The following is a 25944-nucleotide window of genomic DNA, read 5'->3' as shown; positions in this document are numbered from 1 at the left end:
GCTCTTTTCGTCTATCGATTTTATTTATAACATGTTTCTTTATTTTATATAAGGTTGCCACTGAAGGTGTTTACTTTGTTGTTGTATCCATTGCTTAAGCTGCATTATGCCTAATTCATTTCGTCGACTGGTTTTGTAAACAAAACTAAATTTATCATTAGTCCTAAGGGAATGTATGGGCAATGCAATTAAGCTGCCTTCAGTCGAAGGTGCTTTCAGCATGTAGTCATTAATAAGTGTAATTCCTTGATTGTGCTTAGCGGCTTCATAGGCGAGTAGTAAGTGACTGAATTTTTGTAATCTGACGTCACTAGGGAGTTCTAGACCTTGTTCTTGAAACCATAAATTCCACTCTATGGTATAACCTTTATATATACTGTGAGTGGTAATCAGAGGGTATTTTAGTAAAAGCAATGGGTTATCTGTTAATAGCGTTTTAATTTTGTTTATGTCATTGGTGCCTAAATCGGCTTGGATTTGAGCAAAGAGAGCCGGACTACAGGCTGGAAATAAGCGTTCTTCATATAAAGTATCAAAGCTAAACCCTCTTTTCGGCTCTCCCGTGGTAATAAAACAATCGGCAACTCGATCGGACAATTCAGGTGTAAAGTGCGTCATTTCAATAGAAAGGTCTAAGTGTGGATAAAGTCTTTTAAAATCATTTAAGCGAGGGATCAACCATGAGACCGCAAATGAACTGTATAATGCCAAGCGGATGTGAGTTTGTTCTTGCCCTTTTATCTGGTTACTGGCGCGACTAATGAGTTCCAAGGAGGTGCTAATACTGTCTAGGTACACCTTTCCTTCCTCTGTCATTCTAAGGTGTCTTCCTTGTCTAATAAACAAACTTTCCCCCAGATAATTTTCTAACATCTTAATTTGATGGGATATGGCGCTTTGAGTTATATGGAGTTCTTCTGCTGCTTTAGAAAAGCTGTTTAATCGAGCAACAGCTTCAAATATTGGCAAGGATTTCAGGGGGGGTAAAGACATAAGGCTTAGTATCTAAAAAATTAATAGTAAGTGTATTTTTATCATTATATTTTATGTTTTTCGAGCTTTATACTCTCCATCAATACGTATTTTATTGGTGTGGAGGGGTGTATGTCAGGAAAAACGGCAAGCAGTGCAATATTATTATTAATACTTGGCAATTTTGCCGCGACCTTCTGCGATGCTTTCATCAAGATGGCGGGGGCTGATGTCCCTATTTTTCAATTTACTTTTATGCGTTGTGTTTGCATGTTGCTTTGCTTGTTGCCCTTTATCGGGCAGGTGGATTGGTCAAATCCGTTAGAAGGTGTGAAACTGCATTTTACCCGAGGCTGTCTTTGGGTCATAACGACAATCTTATTAGTCATGTCTTTAGCTAAGCTCCCTTTAGCGACGGCTAACGCCGTATTCTATACGGCTCCATTATTAATCACCCTACTAGCGGCTGTAGTGTATAAGGAGAAGTTATCTAGTACGATTATTTTTGCCGCGGTGTTAGGGTTTATTGGGATTCTGATTATTTTGAGACCGACAGTAATGAATATTGGGATGATCAGTGCTTTGCTATTTGCTGTTGGGCTGGCGGCAAGTAGTTTGCTGATTCGAAAGCTTCCTAAAGGACAGTCTTTATTTCATGGCATGTTGCTAACTCATCTTTGTGCTTTGCCTTTTGCTGGCGGTTTAGCATTGTTTGAGGGTGCGGATTGGAATTGGTCTTTAGTCCGTTTTGCAATGGCCTCATCAATATGCTCGATTATTTATGGAATGTCTTGCCTGTTAGCTTACCGTTTCGTGGCTTCCAGTGAGATTGCTAGTGCGGAATACTCTGGACTCATTTTTGCGATGATTCTTGGATGGTTATTATTTGATGAAAATGTGGATCTGTTTGTTGGTATTGGTGCCTTCTTTATTATTACACCATTAGCGTATATTAGTCACAGGGACAATAAGAAAAGACGCTTATTGTTAGCTCAAGAGACATTAATATGATGCTTTTGTGTCAGTAAGGTAATGGCACTTTCCGCCATTGCCTCAAGATCTTGCTTCTCAAGGTAAATTCCATCTATAAGCAGTCGGCACATTCCATGGAGTGTTGCCCATGTCGCCTGTCCTACCCGCAATGGAGGATCGATTTTAGATAACACCTGATCTTTTTGTAAAATTTCAACCCATTGAACCCACAGTTTAAAACTGTTTTTTGATTCTTGTTTTAATGATTCCGTAATGTTGTCTGCTTTCCAAATATCACGACCGAACATTAAATCGTAGGTTTCACTGTGTTCTTCTGCAAATTGTATGTATGTGTAGACGTAATTTTTGAATAACGTCAAACTGTCAATTTGTTCTAAGTTGGTGATAAATGCCGAAATACTTTTATTTTGTAATAGAAAACCTTGCTCAGCAATTGAACACAGTAATGCGGTTTTATCCTTAAAGTGATGATAAGGCGCTGTTCTGGAAACCCCAACACGATCTGCAAGTTTACGCATTGAGAGTCCATCAACACCATCCTCTTTTAAAAGTTGAGTGGCGGCAAGAGTGAGCGATTGCTTTAGATCGCCATGATGATAAGTCGCTTTTATATTTTTCATTGAGTAAATATATCAATTGATCTTGACGGCGTCAAAATTCCGCATTAATCTTGACAGTGTCAAGACTTGATTCTTTATACTTAAGTCATCCGTTAAAATAAAAAGAGATTAGCCCTATGACTCATTCCCAATACCCTCATCTTTTTGAACCCTTGGACCTTGGTTTTACTCAGTTAAAAAATCGCGTCTTAATGGGTTCTATGCATTTAGGATTAGAAGAGATGAAAGGAGGTTTTGAGCGTATGGCGGCTTTTTACGCAGAGCGAGCTCGTGGAGGCGTTGGGCTCATTGTAACGGGTGGTATTGGACCCAACTCTGAAGGAGGAGTGCATGCATCGGCGGCTTTAATGGTGTCATCTAAAGATGTTGAGAATCATAAAAAGATTACTCAAGCCGTACATCAAGAAGGCGGTAAAATTTGTATGCAAATCTTGCATACTGGACGTTATGCCTATAACCCAAAAGCGATTGCACCGTCACCAATTAAAGCGCCTATTAATCCTTTTACCCCAAAAGAACTGACGGAAGAAGGAATAGAAAGTCAAATACAATCCTTTGAAAATAGCGCCGTGCTTGCTCAAGAAGCGGGCTATGACGGAGTTGAAATCATGGGGTCAGAAGGCTACTTGCTGAATCAATTTATTGCACAAAGAACGAATCATCGACAGGATTCGTGGGGAGGAGAGTATGAGAACCGCATTCGCTTTCCTGTAGAAATTGTTCGTCGTGTGCGTCAAAAAGTGGGTAAAAACTTCATTATTATCTATCGTTTATCCATGCTAGATTTGGTGGAAGGGGGAAGCTCTTTCGAGGAAATAGTGGCCTTAGGAAAAGAAATAGAATCGGCAGGCGTTTCAATTATTAATACTGGAATCGGGTGGCATGAGGCACGAATTCCGACAATAGCGACGAGTGTGCCAAGAGCGGCATTTACTTGGGTAACCGCCAGAATGCGCAAAGCCTTATCGGTGCCGTTAATTACATCGAATCGTATTAATATGCCTAGTGTTGCTGAGGAAGTTTTGGCTCGAGGTGATGCTGATATGGTCTCAATGGCCAGACCTTTTTTAGCTGATCCTGAATTTGTTATAAAAGCTCAAGAGAATAGAGCGGATGAAATTAACACATGTATTGGTTGTAATCAGGCTTGTTTAGACCATGTTTTTGCAGGAAAGCTTACCAGCTGTTTGGTTAACCCAAGGGCTTGCCATGAAACCCAATTAATCAGTACGCCGACAGAAACGAGAAAAAAACTCGCGGTTGTCGGTGCAGGGCCCGCTGGATTGGCTTTTGCGACTAATGCGGCAAATCGTGGTCATGATGTGACCTTGTTTGATGCATCTAGTGAGATTGGTGGCCAATTTAATATCGCGAAACGTATTCCTGGAAAAGAAGAGTTCTATGAGACATTACGGTATTACGCTCGTCAAATTGAATTATCCGGCGTGACCTTATCTCTCAATACTAAAGTGACTCTTGATAGTCTTAATAACAGTGACTTTGATGAGATCATATTAGCCACAGGCATAGTCCCTAATTCACCGGATATTGAGGGTATTTCTCACCCAAAAGTACTGAGTTATTTGGAGGTTATGCAGGGCGCTAAAGTAGGAGATAAAGTCGCTGTTATTGGTGCTGGTGGCATTGGCTTTGATCTGAGTGAAGTCCTGTTGCATAAAGGCCCATCGTCTAGTCAGGATATTTCTGCTTTTATGTCTGAGTGGGGGGTAGATATGTCGCTGGAAGCTCGGGGCGGTGTTGTGTCAGAGGTAATTATGACAAAGCCAAGTCGAGAAATATTTTTATTACAGCGTAAAGACGCTAAAGTAGGCGGTAAATTAGGCAAAACAACAGGTTGGATCCACCGTGCTAATTTACTAAAAAAAGGAGTGAAAATGCACTCAGGGTGTGAATATCAAAAAATTGATGATGCCGGTTTGCATCTATTAATAAATGGCGAACAATGCACTTTAGACGTTGATCATGTTGTTATTTGTGCAGGACAACATCCCAACACCGTATTGGTGAATGGATTGGAAAAAACCTATCACTTGATTGGCGGTGCGGATCAGGCAAAAGAGCTGGATGCGAAAAGAGCGATCCATCAAGGAACTCAACTAGCTTTGGTAATCTAGCACTTTACCAGCAGAGTGTTTAATGTGCGATTGCCCATGACGATTTTATGGGCAATCGTGCTTTATTGTTTTGCTGGTGGCTCGCCTGTTTTCAATAGCTTTAAAAGTTCCTCTCTTTTTTGGCTTTGCTGTATGGCGATGGTTAGCTGAGTGTCATAATCTCGTTGCCAATCATCTGCTTCTCTTCCTACAATAATGGATAAATCTCTTAGACTGGCTTTTAATATGATTAAAAATGATTGAATGTTTTTCTCTTGATTTAGCATTATATTTTTAATTGAGCTGGCACTGCTGTGCCTTAAATAAGTTTTTAATTCTTCTGTGTTGCTTGTGACTGTCGCTAATAAGGCGTCCTGCTTGACTATTCTCGTTTCTAATTCAGCTATTTTTTCTTGCATTTCTCTGCCTTTAGATTGAGATGATGTGTTGTCTTGAGTGAGGTAAAGGGTGGCTCCTATTGAGGCGCCAATGGAGAATAGAACGGTACAGGTCGCACCTAATATAAGGAAGAGCGTCTTAAAACGCTTTAAGAAACCTTTTTTGGGTTCTAGGTTTAAGGTGTCATCAGCCGTATTTGCTTTGGCTTTTTTATCGGCCATAGAGGGTTCCTTCATATTTGGGTGTCAGGGACTAATTATTCAGAGTGATTATTCAAAGCTTATGCAAAAGAAGAAACTTGCTTTGTTCGAAAACGATCGTTATTCGGTAAGTATAGTAGATGGATATTTTTTAAGGAGGAATTTGCCAAGTATTTTAATTAAAGACTTCCTTTGTTTTCTGTCTTTTAAGGGGTTTTGTTTTATGGTGTCAGCTCGTAAAATAGACATAAGAATGACATTTGGTTTTTTGGCCGCATACCTTACTGTTTTAGTTGGTTATATACTTGACTAAAATAGTAGGTTTTGATTGAATAGACGACTATTAAATTGCTTAGCGGATGAACTATGCGCCTGACAACAAAAGGCCGATATGCGGTAACAGCAATGCTTGATCTTGCATTGCATACCAATAGTGGTCCAGTCTCTCTATCTGATATTTCTCAGCGACAAGGCATTTCTCTTTCTTACTTAGAGCAATTGTTTGCAAAATTACGCAAGCAAAGCTTAGTAACGAGTGTTCGAGGTCCTGGTGGCGGCTATCAACTAAGTCGCCCAAACCAAGAAATCTTTGTCGCTCAAATTGTAGACGCTGTAAATGAATCGGTTGACGCTACTGGATGTAAAGGTCGTAGTGACTGCCAATCTGGTGCGACGTGTCTGACGCATCATTTATGGTGTGACTTAAGCGATCAAATTCACGATTTCTTAAGTCAGATAAGTTTAGAGCAATTGGTTTTGAGGCAAGATGTGCGCATTGTTGCAGATCGTCAGAATCATGAACAGCACAAAAACTCGAAAGAGTCTTTAAAAGACAAGATTGATGCATCAATAATTAATTAGATTTTATAAAAGTAGAAATGAAATAGGCAACACACCTTTTTGTTCTATTTAAAAAAGTGGGTTTTATGTTATGACTGAACAAATTGACAAAGCGCTCGAACGGGAATATGAAGCGGGTTTTGTGTCTGATATCGAATCAGAGACCTTTGAGCCTGGGTTAAACGAAGACATTATTCGTCGTATCTCGGCTATGAAAAGTGAGCCAGAGTGGATGCTTGATTGGCGTTTAAAAGCGTTTCGCGTTTGGTTAGAAATGGATGAACCAGATTGGGCTCACATAAACTATTCGAAAATTGATTTCCAATCTATTTCTTATTATTCAGCTCCGAAAAGTATGAAGGATAAACCTAAATCGCTTGATGAGGTTGACCCTGAGTTGATTCGGACTTATGAAAAGTTAGGGATTCCTCTAATAGAGCAACAAATGCTTGCTGGTATTGCTGTTGATGCGGTGTTTGATTCGGTTTCAGTTGTCACCACTTTTAGAGAAAAGCTAGAAGACGCTGGCGTGATTTTTTGCCCTATTTCGGAAGCTGTGCATCGTTTTCCTGATTTAGTGAAGAAATACCTGGGTGCAGTGGTCCCAACAAAAGATAACTATTTTGCGGCTCTGAATTGCGCTGTATTTACGGATGGCTCATTTGTGTACATTCCTAAAGGTACGCGTTGCCCTATGGAGCTTTCTACATATTTCCGAATTAATGAACAAAATACAGGGCAGTTTGAAAGAACGCTAATTGTGGCCGATGAAGGCAGTCACGTTAGTTACCTTGAAGGCTGTACGGCCCCTCAACGAGATGAAAATCAGCTGCATGCGGCCGTTGTTGAGTTGGTTGCATTGGACAATGCGGAAATTAAATATTCAACTGTCCAAAATTGGTATCCGGGCGATGAAAATGGCAAAGGAGGAATATACAACTTTGTCACAAAACGCGGGATTTGTCATGAGAGTGCAAAAATTTCTTGGACTCAAGTGGAAACGGGTTCGGCTGTTACGTGGAAATACCCAAGTTGTATTTTGAAGGGTGACAACAGTGTTGGTGAATTTTACTCAGTAGCATTAACTCGAAGTGCTCAGCAAGCCGATACTGGGACGAAAATGATACACATCGGTAAAAACACCAAATCGACGATTATTTCAAAAGGTATCTCTGCTGGGCGTAGTAATAATAGTTATCGAGGCTTGGTGAGAATGAATCCGGGTGCTCAAGGTGCACGTAATTTTACTCAGTGCGATTCATTGTTAATCGGTGATCAATGTGGTGCTCATACTTTTCCTTATGTGGAAAGTCGCAATCCATCGGCGATTGTTGAGCATGAAGCGACAACCTCTAAAGTAAGTGACGAGCAAATGTTTTTGTGTCGTCAGCGCGGAATCGAGCCCGAAAAGGCCGTTTCCATGATTGTAAATGGCTTCTGTAAAGAAGTATTTAAAGAATTACCAATGGAATTTGCCGTCGAAGCAGGCAAGTTACTTGAAATCAGCCTTGAAGGCTCAGTAGGTTGAGGAACCCCAATATGTCTAATAACACACCAACGACAGAGAAAAGCATGCTTACGATTACTGATTTACATGCCAGTGTTGAAGAAAAAAACATTTTGAAGGGACTGAATCTAGATGTTAAGCCAGGTGAAGTTCATGCCATCATGGGACCGAATGGTGCGGGTAAAAGTACAACCGGTTACGTCTTGTCTGGCCGTGATGGTTACACAGTAGAAAAGGGTTCTGCCGTCTTAGACGGGGTAGAAATTTTGGATATGGAGGCGGAAGAGAGAGCCCGTGCAGGTTTATTTTTAGCTTTCCAGTACCCTGTTGAAATTCCAGGAGTGAGTAATCTCGAATTTTTAAAAGCAGCGGTTGACGCACAAAGAGAGGCTCGTGGTGAAGACGCATGCACCTCTGCAGAATTTCTTAAATTAGCTAAGGACGCCTGCAAGCAGGTTAACCTACCTTTAGCCTTTTTAAAGCGTGGAGTGAATGAAGGTTTCTCTGGTGGCGAGAAAAAACGTAACGAATTAATGCAAATGATTTTGTTGAAGCCAAAATTATGCATTTTGGACGAAACGGATTCTGGTTTGGATATTGATGCCATGCAAGTGGTCGCAAATGGGGTAAACAGCCAACGTTCACCAGATCGTAGCTTTATTATAGTCACCCATTATCAACGCCTTTTAGATTACATTAAACCAGACTTTGTGCATGTGTTATCCGATGGTAAAATTGTAAAAAGCGGTGATGCTTCTCTTGCGAAGGAGTTGGAAGCGGAAGGTTATGCTTGGATACATAATGAACCTAAAGATGAGCTGGAAGGTGATTTGCTATGAGTGTATGGCTAGACAATGCCATCGCTCGTGCTAACTCAACCAGCGATTGGTTATCTCCTATTAGGGCAGCATCACTTGCTGTTTTGAAAAATACATCTTGGCCAACGCGTAAAACCGAGGCGTGGAAGTACACTTCATTAAAGTCTCTTGAACGTGCTACTTTGTCATCCGTTGCGGTGGCGAATCAAGACATGCCTGATGTGATTGAGGGTTATGACAGCCTAAACTTAGTGTTTAGGAATGGTGTGTTTGATGCCAATGCATTAACGGATGAGCTGCCAGACGGTCTAACGATTACTTATTTGCCGGCGGCATCTGATGCCGTTAAGCAATCGAGCTTGGAAGAGCTTTCAAAAATTAAACCAGAGCGCCATTTATTCGGTTTAGTTAATGATGTGCTGGCGCAAAATATTGTGCGTATTGAAGTGGCTGAAGGGGTTGCGGTTTGTCAAGCCATCCGAATTACTTCCTTGGTAAACCTGCACGCTGAATCCCATACACGAGTGTTTGTAAAATTAAATAAAGGCGCCAGTTTAACGGTTTCTGAGCATTACCAAGGTGATGTTGAAAGCCTGAATACGGGGTTTGTGGAGTACGATATTCGTGCTGATGCACAGTTAGAGCATTATCGTTTTGCGTTACAAACAGAGAAGGCCATAAGCATCGGCGGTTGTCATTTTAAACTGGGTGAACGTGCAGACTTAAATAGTACGCTTGTTGGTTTTGGTAGTGACTTAAGTCGTGTTGATACTGACATTATTTATGACGGTGAATTTGCTAATGCGAAATTGAATGCGTTTTATCTATTAGATGGTAAAGAGCTGTTCGATTTACATGCAACAGTGGAGCATGCTGTGCCAAATTGCACTACGCTGGAAAATGTCCGTGGAATTGTGGCTGATCGAGCAAAGGCGGTTTTTAATGGCCGTATTCATATTCATCGCCATGCACAAAAAACCTTAGCGGAGTTAAATAACCGTAATTTGTTGCTATCAGATAAGGCCGAAATAAATACTAAGCCTGAATTAGAAATTTATGCGGATGATGTGCGTTGCGCTCATGGCGCAACCGTTGCTGAGATTGATAAGCATGCTTTGTATTATCTTGAATCTCGAGGTATATCGCGCCGTAAAGCTCAGGTTATGTTGAACTTTGGCTTTATTAACGAATTGATTGATCAAATGCCAAACCAAGTGTTGTCTGAATGGATTCGTCCTCAAATTCGTAACCGTTTTGCTCAAATGGAAGTCACTCGATAAGTTGTTGAGTGGCGCGCAGTTGTCAATTTTGATTTAGTGAGAAAGATATGAGTTTTGATGTTCAGGTTGTTCGAAAAGAGTTCCCTATTTTAACTAGAACGGTAAATGGGAAGCCCTTGGTGTATCTTGATAACGCTGCTACAACTCATAAACCGCAATGTGTTATTGATGCATTGGTTGATTACTATTCTACTTGTAATTCCAATGTGCATCGCGGTGCTCATAAATTAGCGGATGAAGCGACCCGTCGTTTTGAAGGGGCGAGAGATATCATTGCCACTTTTATTAACGCGCCATCGCGTAATTCTGTTATCTGGACAAGTGGTACAACAGAATCCATTAATATTGTTGCAAATGGATTGTCTCAGTTACTGGTTGCTGGCGATGAAGTGATTGTTACTTCAATGGAGCATCATGCAAATTTAGTGACTTGGCAGCAAGCTTGTGCACGGAAGTCTGCGGTGCTTAAGATTGTCCCTATTAATGATCAAGGCGAGTTAGATTTGATCGAATACCGCAAGATGTTAAATGCTCGCACGAAATTGGTGGCTTTCCCACATGTGTCTAACGCCTTAGGAACGATTAATCCTATTGTTGAGCTGACTAAAGCCGCAAAAGAAGTTAATGCGTTGGTGTTGGTTGATGGTGCTCAAGGAATTGCTCACGGGGATGTGGATGTACAAGCAATCGGGTGTGATTTTTATGCTTTTTCTGGTCATAAAATTTATGCTCCTATGGGGGTTGGTGTCTTATGGGGGAAAGAGTCTGTTCTGGAAGAGTGGCCTGTATGGCAAACTGGTGGAGAGATGATTTCTACTGTGAGTTATTCTGAAGCAACTTGGAATACATTGCCTTTCCGTTTGGAAGCGGGTACTCCCAACGTAGGCGATGCGATTGCGTTTGGTGAAGCGGTTCGCTGGTTTTCGTCATTTGACTTGCCATCTCTACAAGTGCACGAGAAGGCACTGATTGATTACGCTACTCAAAAAGCGAACGAGTTTGACGGTCTAACGATTATCGGTGATGCAAGGAATAAAGTGGGGGTGTTAAGTTTTGTCTTAGATGTTGGTCATCCTGCGGATATTGGTTTTTTATTGGATAAGCAAGGGATCGCTATTCGTACAGGAGACCATTGTGCGCAACCCCTTATGAACCGTTTTAACGTTCCAGGTACGGCCCGAGTTTCTTTTGCAATTTATAATACCTTAGATGAAATTGATGTGTTTTTTGATGCGTTACGTAAAGTGAAAGCCATGTTGGCTTAGGAGAAAAATATGTCTGCAACGACATTTGATCCATCTGTTGATTCAGCTCAAACTGTTTCCTTAACTTCAGCAGCCGAGTTGTATTTTTCAAAAAAACTTTCCTCTCAAATGGGGAAAGTTATCCGCGTGAGTACAAAAGTAAGTGGTTGTACTGGGTTTGCGTATGTGCTTGATATGGTAGAAAAAACTCAAGATAGTGATCAAATACTCCACTTTGGTGATGTCACTGTCGCGGTTGATGCTAAAGCGATAGAATTGATTAAGGGTACTGAAATTGATTTGGTACAAGAAGGCATTAATCATGTGATTAAATTTAATAACCCTAACGTTGTAGCCGAATGTGGTTGTGGCGAAAGCTTCAGTGTGAGTTGATACAGCATGCAAAAAATGGTTGTTACTCAAACCGAATGTCCTGCCCGAAGAGTGCCAAGTGGTATTCCTGCAATCATTCCAGAAGGGCAATTTATTACTATTAATCAAGCTTTAGGTGGTAACTACACTGTCACTTGGCAAGGTAATATGTTGCGTATTGATGGTTTGGATGCCGCGGCGATAGGGCAAGAGCCTGAGGTGTTGCGTTTTACAAAGACTGAATCTGATGATGTCTCAGAGGATCAAGTTTGGCAGGCGTTGGATTCTATCTATGATCCTGAGATACCCATCAGTTTGGTTTCTCTTGGCTTGATTTACTCAGTTGATATAGATCACTCAACAAACATTGTCTCAGTAAAGATGACATTAACGGCTCCAGGTTGTGGTATGGGTCCTGTGCTCGTAAGTGATGTAAAATATCGCGTTGGCAAAGCGCCTAATGTTTCTGACGTTGATGTTGAATTGGTTTTTGATCCCCCATGGTCTCGAGAAATGATGAGTGAAGAAGCTCAGCTCGAAGCGGGTTTGTTTTTCTAACTGTAGTTTATAAAATACGATTAAGAGATCCTTATATTTAAGCCTCGCTTGTTTTCAATCGAGGCTTTCTTACTTTTTGTCTGGCGTGTTTTTTCTGAACAGTTGCTGAGCGTTTTTTTAAATATGAAAATAACCATTTATTTATATACTGAGGTGTTATGTCTTTACCAACGAAAGCAGAAATTATTGAAGACTTAGAGTTTTTTGATGATTGGGAAGATAGGTACAAATACATCATTGACCTTGGGAAAATGTTGACGCCTTTCGATCCGAGTCTTCGTACGGACGACCGCTTGGTTAGAGGTTGTCAAAGTAGCGTTTGGATTGACTTTGCTAAAGAGGCCGAAGTGCTTTCTTTTAAAGTAGACAGTGATGCCATTATCGTTAAGGGATTGTTGGCTCTGGTGATGGTGGCTTTTGATAAAAAGACACCTTCAGAAATAGTTGCTTTTGACATTGATGGCTTCTTTGCCGAGTTAGATCTTGAGAATCACTTAAGCCCTACCCGGGGAAATGGTTTAAAAGCCATCGTAGCGAAAATACAAACAATAGCAAGAAGTGCTAATTCATAACATCTAACTGGAGAAAGTACATGGCAATGCCCGTATATCTAGATTATTCAGCGACCACGCCTGTTGATCCTCGTGTTGCAAAGAGCATGGCTGAGTGCATGACTTTGGATGGAAACTTTGCTAACCCCGCATCACGCTCCCATGTCTTTGGCTGGAGAGCAGAAGAGGCTGTTGAAGAAGCCCGTCAGCAGGTGGCCGACTTAATTGGGGCGGACGCCAGAGAAATCGTTTGGACGTCTGGAGCGACTGAAGCCAATAATTTAGCGTTAAAGGGCGTGGCACATGCTTATGCTAAGCAAGGCAAGCATATTATTACATCTAAAATTGAACATAAGGCGGTTTTAGATCCTTGTAAACAGCTTGAAAAAGAGGGTTTTGAAGTCACTTACTTGCAACCTGATAATATGGGTATTATTTCTGTAGAGTCTGTCAAAGCCGCCTTAAGAGAGGATACGATTTTGGTTTCTTTAATGCATGCTAACAATGAAATTGGTGTGGTGACTGAGATAGAAAAAATTGGCCAGATTACTCGTGCAAATGGTACTTTTTTTCATGTAGATGCCGCTCAATCGACAGGTAAGCTAGCAATTGATGTAAATCAAATGCAGGTAGATCTAATGTCTTTGACCTCTCATAAAACCTATGGTCCTAAGGGGGTCGGTGCTTTGTACGTACGTCGTACTCCAAAAGTGAAACTTGAAGCTCAAATACACGGCGGTGGCCACGAAAGAGGTATGCGTTCAGGAACGTTACCAACGCATCAGATTGTTGGAATGGGCGAGTCATTTGCGCTGGCGAAATCTGAAATGCAGCGTGATCTTGCCCATATTTTGCCCTTAAGAAACCGTCTTTGGGATAAAATTCAAACATTACCGGATGTGCATCTTAATGGCCATCCGTCTCAGAGAGTCGCAGGGGTGTTGAATGTCGGTTTTGGTGGAGTGGAAGGTGAACTCTTACTGATGTCTCTTGCTGATATTGCCGTTTCTTCTGGTTCTGCTTGTACTTCAGCGAGCCTTGAGCCTTCTTACGTGTTACGGGCAATAGGTCTTTCTGATGAGTTAGCTCATAGCTCCTTGCGGATTTCTATTGGTCGATTTACCACAGAAGATGACATTGATCGGGCCGCTGAATTGATTATTAAAGCTGTCTCAGGGTTACGCCAATAAAAAAAGCGGACTAATAATGTTCGATGAATGTATGAATGCGAAGAGACTCGTGCATTTTATCTAAAGAATCTGTTGAAAAGCATACAACTTTAACAAATAGGTGCGTATAATCCACGCGCTTAACTTTTTTTTGGTCTAAGTGGGTTATTTTTTGATTATTTAGTCAATGAGCTGATTATGAAAAATAATACCGCTTACTTTACATATTATTTTGGAGTTTAACATGGCGTTGGAACGTACTCTTTCTATCATTAAACCAGATGCTGTTGCAAAAAACGTAATCGGTGAAATCTACTCTCGTTTCGAGCGTTCTGGTCTTAAGGTTGTTGAAGCAAAAATGATTCAACTAGATGACGAATTGGCTGGTGGTTTTTATGCTGAGCACAAAGAGCGTCCTTTCTACAAAGATCTAGTTGCATTCATGACGTCTGGTCCTGTTGTTGTTTCTGTTCTTGAAGGTGAAGGTGCTGTATTGCGTCACCGCGAATTGATGGGTGCAACGAACCCTGCTGAAGCCGCTGCCGGTACTTTACGTGCAGACTACGCTGAATCTATCGATGCAAACGCAGTTCATGGTTCTGATTCTGTTGAATCTGCAACTCGTGAAATTGCTTACTTCTTCGGTAAGTAATTGATCTGAGCTAATCTTATTTAGTTCTAAATATAAGAAATGGACCTTGGTCCATTTCTTATTAGAAGCTTCTGAAAAGAATTCTCTTTTCAGAAGCTTTTTTCGTTTACACTTAATGTAATTTTGAACATGTGATGAATTGATTATGACTGAAATAAAGAAGGTGAACCTGCTCGGTTTACCGCCAAAAAAGATGGTGGAATTTTTTGAATCTATTGGTGAAAAGAAGTTTCGTGCAACTCAAGTGCTGAAGTGGATTCACCAGAAAGGCGCAGAAAGCTTTGATGACATGACGGATGTCAGTAAGGCATTACGTGCCAAGTTGCAAGATATTGCGGAAGTTCGAGCGCCAGAGATTGTTAGCCAAAATATTTCTCAAGACGGAACCCGAAAATGGATTATTCGGACTGAAGGGGGGGGCAACAATTGCGTGGAAACGGTACTGATTCCTGATGGTGACCGCGCCACATTGTGTGTGTCGTCTCAAGTGGGATGTTCTTTAGATTGCAGCTTTTGTTCAACCGGAAAACAAGGCTTTAATCGTAATTTAACGCCCGCTGAAATCATTGGTCAAGTTTGGATCGCGATTAAATCATTTGGCCCTATGGAGCCTAATGGTCCGCGCCGAGTGACTAATGTGGTGATGATGGGGATGGGTGAGCCTTTGATGAACTTTGAGCCTGTTGTCGATGCGATGGTATTGATGATGGATGATAACGCTTATGGCTTATCAAAACGCAGAGTGACATTAAGTACCTCAGGTGTTGTGCCTAAAATCTATGAGTTGGCGAAACGTACCGATGTCTCTTTAGCTGTCTCCTTGCATGCGCCAAATAATCCGTTACGTGATGTTCTTGTACCTATCAATAAAAAATACCCAATTGCTGAGCTGCTAGAAGCGTGCCAGCATTATTTGGACAGCTTGCCTGATAAGCGCCACATTACTATAGAATACACTATGATGGCTGGCGTAAACGATCAAGAGCAGCAAGCTTTTGAATTGGCTGATTTATTACAAAACCTAGAGTGTAAGATTAATTTAATACCTTTTAATCCATTTCCAAACTCTGGCTATGAAAAACCGTCAAATAACCAAACTCGACGTTTCCAGAAAATTTTAGCGGATCAAGGTTATACAGTAACGGTACGTACAACTCGAGGTGAAGATATTGATGCGGCCTGTGGGCAACTGGTCGGTGATTTCCATGATAAAACACGTCGTAGTCAAAAGTATATTGAACTTAGAGAAGTGAATTCCTAAACTCGATTTAGTGATTTAACGATAAAATTATGATTAAAGACAAGGATGTCTTATGAAGCGTGATCTAGTTATTCAGATATTGGTAGTGGTTTATTATTTTTTAGTCGGTTGTTCTATGCAGCCTGTACAAGAAGAACAAAACCGAGTGGCGCTTTCATTAGCTCAGGAATACATCCTTAGCAACCAGCTAAGACAAGCTGAAATTTATCTTGATAAAGTGAGTCGATATCAAAAGACCACAGTAGAGTTTCACCGGATAAAGTCCCTATATTTTATGCGAACAAGTCGTTTAGATGAGACGATTAAATACCATGAAAAAAGCCTTGAAGCTTTCCCTAGAGATATTTTTTTACTTAATAATCTTGGTGTTGCTTTGGTTCGGGTTGGTGAATATACAAAGGCCTGTGGGCTATTTAAGAAAACACTTGAAATTAGCTTAAATGGCTCTCAAAGTGCCTTAATAAATTACGCTCGCTGCCTCATAAGTAAAGATGATGTAAAAAAGGCGACCATACTGATAAATAGAGCAAAAGAAATAGCAAAATTACCCTATATAGGTTTGCTGACAGAGCTCAATCTTGTTTTAATACAGGGTAATTATATTGAGGCGAGTCAATTAAACAAAATTATTCAGGCTAACTCTAATTATACTCAAATTATCGAGTATAACGAGGAACATGAATGTCTGTCACGGCATGTTTTAGCGCGTGAAACTGACCTTACTTCATCTTCCTTAACTCCGCCTTCTGCCTGCATAGTACCAAGGTACAAAACATAATGAATACTGATTTTTCTTCTGATGCCCTGACTGACGGTGATGGCGCAGGAATTGATATAGGTAATGAGCTAAAAACGCGAAGATTACATTTAAATTTAACGCAAGGGCAGATATCTGATCAATTAAAAATCCCTCAAAGTCAAATTCAAGCGTTAGAAAACAACCGCTTCGACATGTTTAGAAGTCCTGTATTTGCTCGAGGATATCTAAAAAGCTACCTGCGAGCTTTAGGTTTAAATGAAGCTGGTTTTTTAATGCATTTCGATAGTCTGCAAGAAAGTAAAAAAACCGTTCTTAAGCCAATTAATAAGGTAAAAAAACAAGCGCATTTAACGGATCCGATTGTGTTATTGATCTCTGTTGTACTTGTTGCTGTTTTAGTATTTTTGGTATTTTGGTGGCCCACAATGAGTACCGATGATGAGAGCCTAGATGCGGTTATCGAAGAGCAACTACCGACAGAAACGGCTGTTATCCCAGAGGAAGGTGAATTATTAATACCCTCTACTGATAGCCAATTTAATGATGCTGTTGATGCTTCCGAAGAAAAGGCACCCTTTAACAATGATGTTACAGAGCGTTCTGAAGTAAATGATGTCAAAGAGGATAATGACATTGTTACGGGGCTGTCAGCTGAAACAAAAGCCTTATTAAAAGATGCTGGTGTAAGTGTTGACGCGGTGGCTTTAGAGACTCAATCCCTATCTAAAAATACTGAATTAGCTGATGTTACTCAAGACGCTGTAGACACACAAACGGATGAGGCTCCCGTTAATTTTAATGATGACCTAGTCATTAAATTTAATTTAGACTGTTGGACTGAAGTTCGTAACCCATCCGGAAAAATTTTATATTCCGGAATTAAAAAAGGCGGGTCAACACTCACCTTATCTGATTCATCGTCTTATCGTGTTGTTCTTGGCTATGCTCCGGGTGTGAGCGAGCTATTGTATAAAGGTAAGGCCTTTGATTTCACTTCATTTATTCGTAAAGATTTAGCTCGTTTTGAGCTAAAGTAGAGACTATCATGCATTTTGAATCTCCTATTAAACGTCGCAAATCACGTCAAATAATGGTTGGCAATGTGCCTGTTGGTGGTGATGCACCGATAAGCGTACAAAGCATGACTAACACGGAAACCTGTGATGTTGATGCTACTGTTGCTCAAATTCGTGCAATTGCAAACGCAGGTGCCGATATTGTTCGGGTTTCTATTCCTTCAATGGATGCGGCTGAGGCATTCAAGCATATACGTGATCAAGTAAAGACGCCTTTGGTTGCTGATATTCATTTTGACTATAAAATAGCGCTTAAAGTAGCCGAATATGGTGTTGATTGTTTGCGAATCAATCCAGGAAACATTGGCAACAAAGACCGTGTGCGTGCCGTCGTTGATTGTGCTCGTGATAAGAATATTCCTATTCGGATTGGGATTAATGCGGGCTCATTAGAAAAAGATTTGCAAAAAAAATACGGCGAGCCAACGCCTGATGCATTAGTTGAGTCTGCATTTAGGCAAATAGAGTATTTTGATACGTTTGATTTTCAAAATTTCAAATTGAGTTTGAAAGCCTCTGATATCTTTATGACTGTTGCCGCTTATCGGAAAATTGCCTCTCAAATTGATAATCCTCTGCACCTTGGTATTACTGAAGCGGGTGGATTGCGTTCTGGAACGGTTAAGTCATCGATTGGACTTGGGTTGTTGTTAATGGACGGTATTGGCGATACCTTGAGGGTTTCCTTAGCGGCTGATCCAGTTCAAGAAGCCAAAGTTGGTTGGGATATGCTACGTAGTTTAAAACTCCGTAGTCGAGGGATTAACTTTATTGCTTGTCCAAGCTGTTCGCGTCAAAATTTTGATGTCATTAAAACCATGAACCAGTTAGAAGAGCGTCTAGAAGATATCACAGTGCCAATGGATGTTGCGGTGATAGGATGTATTGTTAATGGTCCAGGTGAAGCCAAAGAAGTGGATTTGGGATTAACTGGCGGAACGCCTAATAATTTAGTTTACCTTGACGGTAAACCAGAAACAAAAGTAAAAAATCCAGAATTAGTGGATGAACTAGAAAAAATGATTCGTGAAAAAGCAGCTAAAAAAGAAGCTGAAGCGGCGAATCTAATTTTAAAAGTATAAGGAATAAAGTCTTGAGTCGTAAAGTACAAGCTATTCGCGGGATGAATGATATTCTGCCTGGCCAGTCTTCAGTTTGGCAGTATCTTGAAAGAACGGTAGCTGAAGTGGTTCACGGCTACGGTTACCAACAAATTCGTTTTCCTATTGTTGAAAACACGGATCTATTTAAACGTGGCGTTGGTGAAACAACAGACATCGTTGAAAAAGAAATGTATACCTTTAATGATCGTAATGGTGAGTCTTTGACCTTGCGACCAGAAGGTACGGCAAGTTGTGTTCGTGCGGCTGATCAAGCGGGATTGTTATTTAACCAGATACAGCGTCTGTGGTACACAGGTCCTATGTTCCGGTATGAAAGGCCGCAAAAGGGGCGTTATAGACAGTTTCACCAAATAGGTGTTGAATCTTTTGGTATGGCGACGCCGGATATCGATGCGGAATTAATTATTCTGTCGGCCAGACTTTGGAAAAAACTCGGCCTATTAGAACATGTCGAATTGCAGCTTAATACCATTGGTGTCGCGTCAGCCCGCGAAGCATTTAAAGCGTCTCTGGTGGCTTATTTATCAGAATTTAAAGACCAATTAGATACCGATAGTCAGCGTCGTTTAGACACCAACCCGTTGCGAATTTTAGATTCTAAAGATGAAAGAACTCAGGCTGTATTGCGTAATGCCCCAAGCTTAGATGACTTTATCGATGAGGAGTCCCGTTTACACTTTGAGCGTTTGCAACGTATATTAACCAATAATGGCGTAGCATTTACGATTAATCCTAGCTTAGTACGTGGATTGGATTATTACGGGAAAACGGTATTTGAATGGGTTACAACGCATCTTGGTGCTCAAGCAACTGTTTGTGCCGGTGGTCGCTACGATGGTTTGGTAGAACAGTTAGGCGGGAAAACGACCCCGGCTGTTGGTTTCGCAATGGGGATTGAACGACTTGTTTTATTATTAGACGAATTAAACCTAATTCCCGAAGACGCGAAAGTAAAAGTGGATGCATTTATTGTTAGTGTGGGCGATGAAGCTGAACTTGCTTCCTTTACATTAGCTGAACAATTAAAAGACGCCAACAGTCAATGGACCGTGTTACGTCATTGTGGTGGTGGTAGTTTTAAAAGCCAAATGAAAAAATCTGATAAGTCCGGTGCTCGATTTACTCTAATTATAGGAGAAGATGAGTACGCAAAAGGTATTTGTCAGGTTAAAGATATGAACACAGGTGAGCAAACTGAGTGCAGTTTAGCTTCAGTGGCAAGTTATCTTTCTCAACAAGTTTAATAATTAGTCTAGATAACAAATAAATGTATTTAGATAGGTTTATTGCATAATAAGGGGCCAACTGTGTCAGAGTTAAAAACAGAAGAAGAACAAATAGAAGCGTTTAAGGCTTGGTGGAAAAAGAATGGAACCTCTTTGGTGCTTGCTGTCTCAATTGGTGTGGCAGGCTATTTTGGATCCCAAGCTTGGTTTCAAAGTCAAGAAAATCATGTTACTGAAGCCTCTGCTTTGTATCAAAATATGGTACAAGCGGCCGCCGATTTAACGACTGAAAATAATCAAAAAACGGTTTCTTTTATCGCAGGTCAACTACTTGATGATTATTCCGATACGGGTTATGCGGCTTTTGGTCAGCTGTATGTAGCACGTATAGCGGCCGAAAACGGAGAATTTGAAAACGCTATTGCGGCATTAAAACAAGCTCAAGAGAAGACCGATGATGCTTCTTTGAATGCAATCGCAGATCTAAGAATTGCACGTCTATTGCTTGAGAGTAAAGAATTGGATGCGGCTTTAGCGCAAGTTAATAAAGTATCGTTCGAAGAATTTACCGTGCAAAAGCAAGAACTAAAAGGCGATATTTTACTGGCTTCTGGTAAAAAAGATGAAGCGAGAGTGGCCTATGAGGCGGCCAGTAACGCTTTATCTGCTAATACGTCACATCCACTACTTAATATTAAATTGCAGGATTTGGTGAAGAGCTAATGATGTTTAAAAAACTCATCTTAAGTGTGGCCATGTTTTCTCTGTTTTTACAGGGATGTGCATTAACTTATCCACCTCTGCCTGAGCCAGAAGTGATGATTAATAAAGTTGACCTACGCACAGACTGGCGAAAGGGTGTCAATGGTGGCTTTGGAGAATCCAGTGAACGTTTTACTCTCGTTCCTCATGGAGATTTCCTCTACTTCACGACTAATAAAGGTGTAGTGTATAAATTACGCAAAAGCTCCGGTAGTCGAATTGCGTCATTTGAATCCGATCTAGATGTGAGTGCGGGTGTTGCTCTTAATGGCGATACCGTTTATTTAGGGACGTATAATGCGGAACTTGTGTCGATTTCCCTATCTGAGCAAAAGGTATTATGGAAAAAGGTACTGACTTCTGAGATTTTATCAGAACCGACTTACGCCTCTAATAAGCTAGCGGTTCAAACAGCCGATGGGTGGTTAAGTTTATTAAGCGCTAACACGGGCGATACGCTGTGGCGGATCAAAGAAGACTTACCCGCCTTGACGGTTAGAGGTACCAGTTCACCTTTGATTCAAGATGGAAAGGTTATTGCGGGCTTTTCTAATGGAAAAATAAAGGCTTTCAGCTTATTAAATGGCTCAGAGCAATGGTCATATGAAGTTCGCAAGCCGACTGGGCGTTATGAAATTGAACGTTTGAGCGATGTTGATGGCCGTTTAGTCGTTGAAAATGGTATTGTGTATGCAACGGCTTATAATGGCACAGTAACCGCCGTCAATTTAGCTAACGGTCGCTTGTTGTGGCAGCGCAGTATTCCAAGTGCGTTAAGTGTTTCAATCAAAGATGATGTGTTGATCGCGGTTGATTTAGAGAGCAATGTCGTTGCTTTGAATGCCCTTAATGGCGCAGAATTGTGGACTAATGACTCTTTAAAAGGCCGTGATTTAGGTTCGCCTGCTTTTTTAGGTGAATACGTTGCTGTTATTGATAGAGCTGGATATGTACATTTGTTAAACAGTAAAAACGGTAATGTTGAAGCAAGAAAAGTGGCCGACCTTAACTTACCTCCGGGTAGCAGAATGGTGTCGGATGGACAACAATTGTTTATACTTACACGTAATGAACAAGTAACCGCACTTACTTACTAAAAGTCAGTAGGAAAACGGTATTTTTAAGTGGCGACTGCTTAATGAATAAAGCAGTGGCCACTTTTTATATTTTATAGGTAAAAGAATGATCCCAGTTATTGCATTGGTTGGTAGACCCAATGTTGGCAAGTCGACTTTGTTTAATCAGATGACTCGCTCTCGTGATGCCCTAGTAGCCGATTACCCAGGTTTGACTCGTGACCGAAAATACGGTGACGGCAAGGTAGGTGAACATGAATTTATTGTTATTGATACTGGTGGTATTAGTGGTGATGAAGTTGGTATCGATGAAAAAATGGCTCGCCAATCATTATTAGCGATTGAAGAAGCGGATGCCGTGTTGTTTTTGGTCGATGGTCGTCATGGTCTTAATCCGGCAGATGAAATGATTGCTGATCATTTGCGTCGCTCCAATAAACCCATTTATTTAGTCGTCAATAAAACCGATGGTATCAATGAAGATATTGCATTGGCTGATTTCTATTCGATGGGTCTAGGCGACTTGCATCCGATTGCGGCCTCCCATGGTAAAGGCGTACATATCCTTGTTGATAAAGTGTTGTTACCATTTGCTGAGCGCATTCAAGAAGCCCGTGATCAAATCGATATTGAGTCAAAAGGCATACGTATTGGTGTGGTAGGCCGTCCAAATGTTGGCAAATCTACTTTGGTAAACCGCATGTTAGGTGAAGATCGTGTTGTGGTCTTCGATATGCCGGGCACAACAAGAGACAGTGTTTATATCCCTTATACACGTTACGATAAGGAATATACCTTGATTGATACGGCTGGTGTTCGTCGTCGTAAGCACATTAAAGAAGCCGTTGAAAAATTCTCGATTGTAAAAACGCTTAAGGCCATTCAAGACGCGAACGTCGTTATTGTTGTTATTGATGCGCAAGAGGATTTGGTTGAGCAGGATCTGCATATGATTGGCTATGTGCTGGATGCTGGTCGCGGTGTCGTCATTGCTATTAATAAATGGGATGGCATGAAAAAAGATGACCGAGAGCACATCAAGAAAGAAGTGGAACGCCGCTTAGGTTTTATTCCTTATGCTAAAGTCCACTATATATCTGCACTTCATGGCACGGCGGTTGGCGATTTATATGACACGATTGAAGATACTTATGAATCTTGTTATGCGAAATGGTCAACGAATCGATTAACTCGAATTCTTGAAGACGCCGTAGCAGAGCATCAACCACCTATGGTTAGAGGTCGACGTATTAAATTACGTTATGCCCACCAAGGAGGGTCTAATCCTCCAAGAATCGTGGTTCATGGTAATCAAACGGACTCTCTACCGGGAAGCTATAAAAAATTCTTAGAGAACAAATTTCGCCAAGTGCTGAATATCATGGGCACCCCGATTTCTTTTGAATTTAAATCGTCGGACAACCCATTTGCTACTAAAAAGTAACGTCATACCTTGATGATATTCTAGTCTTTGACCTATTACTACTAGACTATCTATGCCTACTAGGCAGTGCAAAGCCACTCTTAATTCTAAGAGTGGCTTTTTATAGATTCTTAGCTTGCTTTCTTATCTCCATCAGTTAGTACCGATGCCCTGAGGCGATGTGTGTTTTTGCTTGAAATCCTTTAAGACAATTTCTAGTGCCTGGATCGCCACCTCAGTATCAATATTATTCGTTTCTAAAAGATCAATTAAATCAACAGCAAGTTGAATGTGTTTAGGTGCGTTTTCAAGTGACATAAGGGTCTCTTTTTACCAGATACTTAGATTAATGCTTAGCAAGGTAGCTTACCTTACGCTGAGATTCACTTTTTAAAATGGCGTCTGCATTAAGTGAGTTAATCGATTTATGCCGATTTAGTGGGATATCACCGCTTTTTTGTAAAGATAGGTAGCGCATGGCACAGACACGTAAAAAGGAAGTGAAATTACCTAAATCATGGCCTGCATCAATGGATTCATGATAAAGCCGAGTGATCATTTGTGGTATATTCATGTCATCTCGGGAAGCAATTTCTTCAAGTATTGTCCAAAAGTAATTTTCAAGACGAATGCTTGTGACCATGCCATCAATACGTAATGACTTTGTTGAACTTCCCCATAGTTCTGGGTCTGCATTAATAAACAGTTTACACATGTCGACGCCTCTTATTGTTGTTAGTGAGATGACTTGGCCGATCGATAACGTATTCGTTGGATTATGACGAGTGTAAAGGCAATGAAGTCCTTTTGACAAATATAAAAGGTTTGTCTAAGGACTTCATTGCCCTTATGGAATCGCTCATCGAATGAATGACGCCTTACTCTTCTAATAGTGTATAGAATTGAGCTAGCCAAGCTGGGTGTGCAGGCCAAGCCGGGGCCGTAACAAGGTTACCGTCTGTTATGGCTTGATCGACAGGAATATCGGCGTATTTACCATGAGAGGCTTCGACTTCGTAACGACATGCTGGGTAAGCAGAGCAGGTTCGGCCTTCCAATACACCGGCGGCGCTGAGTAGTTGGGCGCCATGACAAATGACGGCAACAGGTTTATTGGCATCGAAAAAGTGGCGAATATGCGCAAGAACGGTTGAGTTTAAGCGTAAATACTCAGGGGCTCTACCGCCTGGGATGACTAAGGCATCATAGCTGAGAGGGTCTATTTCTTCAAAAGTAGCATTTAACACAAAGTTATGTCCTACTTTTTCTGTGTAAGTCTGATCTCCTTCAAAATCATGAATGGCTGTTTTTATGCTTTCACCTGCTTTTTTGTCAGGGCAAACAGCGTCAACGTCATAACCATTTGAGAGCAAGGCCTGGAAAGGCACCATGGTTTCATAATCTTCGGTGAAATCACCTGTAATCATCAGGATTTTTTTATTTTTCATTGTTTCGTCCTATTCATGTTAATCAGTACGGAGGTTATTTGTAGCAACAAATAGGCGCGCGCAGGTATTACTCTATTAATACATTGAAACGAAATGGGGTAAAAATAGAAAAAAACGCCTTTTATCAAGTAAAAGGCGTTTCCTTTAGGGTTAAGCCATTGGCTCTATAAAAGGATAGGTGATATTAAGCGGCACTTTTAAGAATGGCCTTAGTCACATCCAAAGTAATCGCTTGATGCTCTCCTAACGCTACTCCACCGTGCTTTTCAAGAGAGCGGATAATCGCTGGGATAGCTTCATCAGCATTGATATCAGCGTCTTTTAAATGCGTCGCAACGCCTAATGCGTTATATAAGGATTCAATAGCATCTATGGCGTCTAATGCCAGCGTATCGGATTTTGGAAGGCCAAAGACATTTGTACCCATTTGCTCTAGTTTATCTTTCTTAACGGCCAGTTGGTTGCGCAGCAGAGAGGGTTGTACCAAAGCAAGGGTTCGCGCATGATCAACCCCATAATGAGCCGTCAGTTCGTGCCCAATCATATGAGTGGCCCAATCTTGTGGACCACCCGTTCCAATCAGCCCATTTAGGGCTTGATTCGCTGTCCACATTAAGTTGCTACGCCACTCAGATGAGTCTCTCTGATCATAGCTTTCAGCAAGTTTAACAAGGTTACGAAGCAATACTTCCGCATAGCCTTCTTGTACCCAAGCATCCGTTTTAACCGTTATATACTGTTCACAGACATGAACAAAAGCATCCACTATTCCATTAATCAACTGTCGTTCAGGTAAGGTTTTTATGACATTTGGATCCAGTACTGCAAAAACAGGTAGAACTTTTGGGTCCATAAAGGCCAATTTGTCTTGGGTTGTTTTTTTGGTAATAACGGCCCCTGCGTTGGATTCAGAACCGGTAGCCGGCAGTGTCAAAATAGCACCAAGTGGGATGGCGTCAGTTACCTGATGGTCACCTGTCAGTATGTCCCAGCCATCGCCATCATAGCCGATAGAGGCCGCTACATATTTACTGCCATCAATCACTGAGCCACCACCAACAGCGAGGATAAAATCAATTTTTTCATCGCGTGCTAAGGTTACGGCTTTGTCTAGGGTTTCCACCGTTGGGTTAGGTTCAACACCAGAAAATTCTACCCATGCATGATCTTTTAAGGCTGTACAAACTTGATCATAGACACCATTTTTTTTGATTGAGCCTCCACCGTAAATAACCAATATTTTCTTATCGGTAGGAATTAAAGTATTAACAGTGGCGATGCTGTCTTCTCCAAACTGTATTTGGGTCTTGTTTGAATAGCTGAAATTCATTATCACTAACTCCTAAATTAAGTTATTCATTAAAAAGAGAAACCTCTTTAGCAATGGGAAACAAGGTTTATTATGGTACATAACTCTTTATGTATTGTCTTTTAATGGGGTTTTCTTCATATTATTGAAGTATTGAATACGTCATCTAATGTGTAAGTTGGACACTTTA

At 41.0% G+C, this 25944-nt stretch carries 27 protein-coding genes; 20 read left to right on the top strand and 7 right to left on the bottom strand.

Going from position 1 to position 25944, the window contains the following annotated elements; genetic code table 11:
- Positions 1 to 39 precede the first annotated feature (39 nt).
- Positions 40 to 993 carry a LysR family transcriptional regulator gene (locus tag IEZ33_RS15545; protein WP_191600934.1) on the bottom strand — a complete coding sequence of 318 codons (954 nt, stop codon included), beginning with the start codon at positions 991 to 993 and terminating at the stop codon, positions 40 to 42.
- Positions 994 to 1104: 111 nt separating this feature from the next.
- Here IEZ33_RS15545 and IEZ33_RS15540 point away from each other — a divergent pair, with 111 nt between their 5' ends.
- The gene (locus IEZ33_RS15540; RefSeq protein WP_191600933.1) at positions 1105 to 1983 is read left to right on the top strand and encodes a DMT family transporter; all 879 of its coding nucleotides are present in this window, start codon (positions 1105 to 1107) and stop codon (positions 1981 to 1983) included.
- On the opposite strand, the gene IEZ33_RS15535 is transcribed toward IEZ33_RS15540, so the two are convergent.
- Positions 1965 to 2585, bottom strand: a complete 621-nt coding sequence (locus IEZ33_RS15535) for a TetR/AcrR family transcriptional regulator (RefSeq protein WP_191600932.1) — start codon at positions 2583 to 2585, stop codon at positions 1965 to 1967. The two genes, IEZ33_RS15540 and IEZ33_RS15535, sit on opposite strands and share 19 nt — an antisense overlap.
- 116 nt (positions 2586 to 2701) lie before the next feature.
- On the opposite strand from IEZ33_RS15535, the gene IEZ33_RS15530 reads away from it, so the two are divergent.
- Entirely contained in the window at positions 2702 to 4720 is a 2019-nt protein-coding gene (locus tag IEZ33_RS15530; RefSeq protein WP_191600931.1) for an oxidoreductase, read from the top strand.
- 62 nt (positions 4721 to 4782) lie between these two features.
- Here the strand turns inward: IEZ33_RS15530 and IEZ33_RS15525 are convergent, their stop codons facing one another.
- Positions 4783 to 5319, bottom strand: coding sequence for a hypothetical protein (locus IEZ33_RS15525; RefSeq protein ID WP_191600930.1), 537 nt, complete (start codon positions 5317 to 5319; stop codon positions 4783 to 4785).
- Positions 5320 to 5664: 345 nt separating this feature from the next.
- Here IEZ33_RS15525 and iscR point away from each other — a divergent pair, with 345 nt between their 5' ends.
- From iscR to der, 18 genes are all read left to right on the top strand, one after another.
- Entirely contained in the window at positions 5665 to 6159 is a 495-nt protein-coding gene (gene iscR / locus IEZ33_RS15520; RefSeq protein ID WP_191600929.1) for a Fe-S cluster assembly transcriptional regulator IscR, read from the top strand.
- A gap of 70 nt (positions 6160 to 6229) precedes the next feature.
- On the top strand, positions 6230 to 7666 hold the full coding sequence (sufB, locus tag IEZ33_RS15515) for a Fe-S cluster assembly protein SufB (protein WP_191600928.1): 1437 nt from the start codon (positions 6230 to 6232) through the stop codon (positions 7664 to 7666).
- A gap of 44 nt (positions 7667 to 7710) precedes the next feature.
- On the top strand, positions 7711 to 8484 hold the full coding sequence (gene sufC / locus IEZ33_RS15510) for a Fe-S cluster assembly ATPase SufC (protein WP_191603669.1): 774 nt from the start codon (positions 7711 to 7713) through the stop codon (positions 8482 to 8484).
- Entirely contained in the window at positions 8481 to 9743 is a 1263-nt protein-coding gene (gene sufD, locus IEZ33_RS15505; protein WP_191600927.1) for a Fe-S cluster assembly protein SufD, read from the top strand. Before sufC ends, sufD begins: the two co-directional genes overlap by 4 nt.
- Before the next feature lie 47 nt (positions 9744 to 9790).
- Positions 9791 to 11008: an aminotransferase class V-fold PLP-dependent enzyme gene (locus IEZ33_RS15500; protein ID WP_191600926.1), complete on the top strand. Its 1218-nt coding sequence runs from the start codon at positions 9791 to 9793 to the stop codon at positions 11006 to 11008.
- A gap of 9 nt (positions 11009 to 11017) precedes the next feature.
- Positions 11018 to 11380 carry a HesB/IscA family protein gene (locus IEZ33_RS15495; RefSeq protein WP_191600925.1) on the top strand — a complete coding sequence of 121 codons (363 nt, stop codon included), beginning with the start codon at positions 11018 to 11020 and terminating at the stop codon, positions 11378 to 11380.
- Between the two features lie 6 nt (positions 11381 to 11386).
- Positions 11387 to 11917 carry a putative Fe-S cluster assembly protein SufT gene (gene sufT / locus IEZ33_RS15490; RefSeq protein WP_191600924.1) on the top strand — a complete coding sequence of 177 codons (531 nt, stop codon included), beginning with the start codon at positions 11387 to 11389 and terminating at the stop codon, positions 11915 to 11917.
- 158 nt (positions 11918 to 12075) lie between these two features.
- On the top strand, positions 12076 to 12489 hold the full coding sequence (locus tag IEZ33_RS15485) for a SufE family protein (RefSeq protein WP_191600923.1): 414 nt from the start codon (positions 12076 to 12078) through the stop codon (positions 12487 to 12489).
- 20 nt (positions 12490 to 12509) lie between these two features.
- Positions 12510 to 13658: an IscS subfamily cysteine desulfurase gene (locus IEZ33_RS15480; RefSeq protein WP_191600922.1), complete on the top strand. Its 1149-nt coding sequence runs from the start codon at positions 12510 to 12512 to the stop codon at positions 13656 to 13658.
- Positions 13659 to 13881: 223 nt separating this feature from the next.
- Entirely contained in the window at positions 13882 to 14289 is a 408-nt protein-coding gene (gene ndk, locus IEZ33_RS15475) for a nucleoside-diphosphate kinase (protein ID WP_191600921.1), read from the top strand.
- Between the two features lie 145 nt (positions 14290 to 14434).
- Complete coding sequence (rlmN, locus tag IEZ33_RS15470; protein WP_191600920.1) at positions 14435 to 15550, top strand: dual-specificity RNA methyltransferase RlmN; 1116 nt, start codon at positions 14435 to 14437, stop codon at positions 15548 to 15550.
- Between the two features lie 52 nt (positions 15551 to 15602).
- Positions 15603 to 16328: a tetratricopeptide repeat protein gene (locus tag IEZ33_RS15465; protein WP_191600919.1), complete on the top strand. Its 726-nt coding sequence runs from the start codon at positions 15603 to 15605 to the stop codon at positions 16326 to 16328.
- A complete protein-coding gene (locus tag IEZ33_RS15460) occupies positions 16328 to 17347 on the top strand; it encodes a helix-turn-helix domain-containing protein (protein ID WP_191600918.1) in 1020 nt (339 codons plus the stop codon). The genes IEZ33_RS15465 and IEZ33_RS15460 overlap by 1 nt, the downstream gene beginning before the upstream one ends.
- Before the next feature lie 8 nt (positions 17348 to 17355).
- On the top strand, positions 17356 to 18468 hold the full coding sequence (gene ispG, locus IEZ33_RS15455; RefSeq protein WP_191600917.1) for a flavodoxin-dependent (E)-4-hydroxy-3-methylbut-2-enyl-diphosphate synthase: 1113 nt from the start codon (positions 17356 to 17358) through the stop codon (positions 18466 to 18468).
- An 11-nt stretch (positions 18469 to 18479) separates the two neighbouring features.
- On the top strand, positions 18480 to 19754 hold the full coding sequence (gene hisS, locus IEZ33_RS15450; protein WP_191600916.1) for a histidine--tRNA ligase: 1275 nt from the start codon (positions 18480 to 18482) through the stop codon (positions 19752 to 19754).
- Between the two features lie 63 nt (positions 19755 to 19817).
- Positions 19818 to 20459, top strand: coding sequence for a YfgM family protein (locus IEZ33_RS15445; RefSeq protein WP_191600915.1), 642 nt, complete (start codon positions 19818 to 19820; stop codon positions 20457 to 20459).
- A complete protein-coding gene (bamB, locus tag IEZ33_RS15440; RefSeq protein WP_240009555.1) occupies positions 20459 to 21595 on the top strand; it encodes an outer membrane protein assembly factor BamB in 1137 nt (378 codons plus the stop codon). The genes IEZ33_RS15445 and bamB overlap by 1 nt, the downstream gene beginning before the upstream one ends.
- Before the next feature lie 85 nt (positions 21596 to 21680).
- Positions 21681 to 23018 carry a ribosome biogenesis GTPase Der gene (gene der, locus IEZ33_RS15435; RefSeq protein WP_191600914.1) on the top strand — a complete coding sequence of 446 codons (1338 nt, stop codon included), beginning with the start codon at positions 21681 to 21683 and terminating at the stop codon, positions 23016 to 23018.
- A gap of 132 nt (positions 23019 to 23150) precedes the next feature.
- Here der and rsmS read toward each other — a convergent pair whose 3' ends face one another.
- The 4 genes from rsmS to IEZ33_RS15415 all read right to left on the bottom strand — a co-directional run bounded on the left by rsmS (position 23151) and on the right by IEZ33_RS15415 (position 25775).
- Complete coding sequence (gene rsmS / locus IEZ33_RS15430) at positions 23151 to 23315, bottom strand: pleiotropic regulatory protein RsmS (RefSeq protein WP_191600913.1); 165 nt, start codon at positions 23313 to 23315, stop codon at positions 23151 to 23153.
- A gap of 28 nt (positions 23316 to 23343) precedes the next feature.
- Complete coding sequence (locus IEZ33_RS15425) at positions 23344 to 23712, bottom strand: ribbon-helix-helix domain-containing protein (RefSeq protein ID WP_191600912.1); 369 nt, start codon at positions 23710 to 23712, stop codon at positions 23344 to 23346.
- 163 nt (positions 23713 to 23875) lie between these two features.
- Positions 23876 to 24445: a DJ-1/PfpI family protein gene (locus IEZ33_RS15420; RefSeq protein WP_191600911.1), complete on the bottom strand. Its 570-nt coding sequence runs from the start codon at positions 24443 to 24445 to the stop codon at positions 23876 to 23878.
- 184 nt (positions 24446 to 24629) lie between these two features.
- A complete protein-coding gene (locus tag IEZ33_RS15415) occupies positions 24630 to 25775 on the bottom strand; it encodes an iron-containing alcohol dehydrogenase (RefSeq protein ID WP_191600910.1) in 1146 nt (381 codons plus the stop codon).
- Positions 25776 to 25944: the final 169 nt, after the last annotated feature.

Origin of the sequence: Marinomonas algicola, assembly GCF_014805825.1 — a bacterium.
GTDB classification, from domain to species: Bacteria; Pseudomonadota; Gammaproteobacteria; order Pseudomonadales; family Marinomonadaceae; genus Marinomonas; species Marinomonas algicola.
This window is presented reverse-complemented; position numbering and strand designations above follow the sequence as displayed.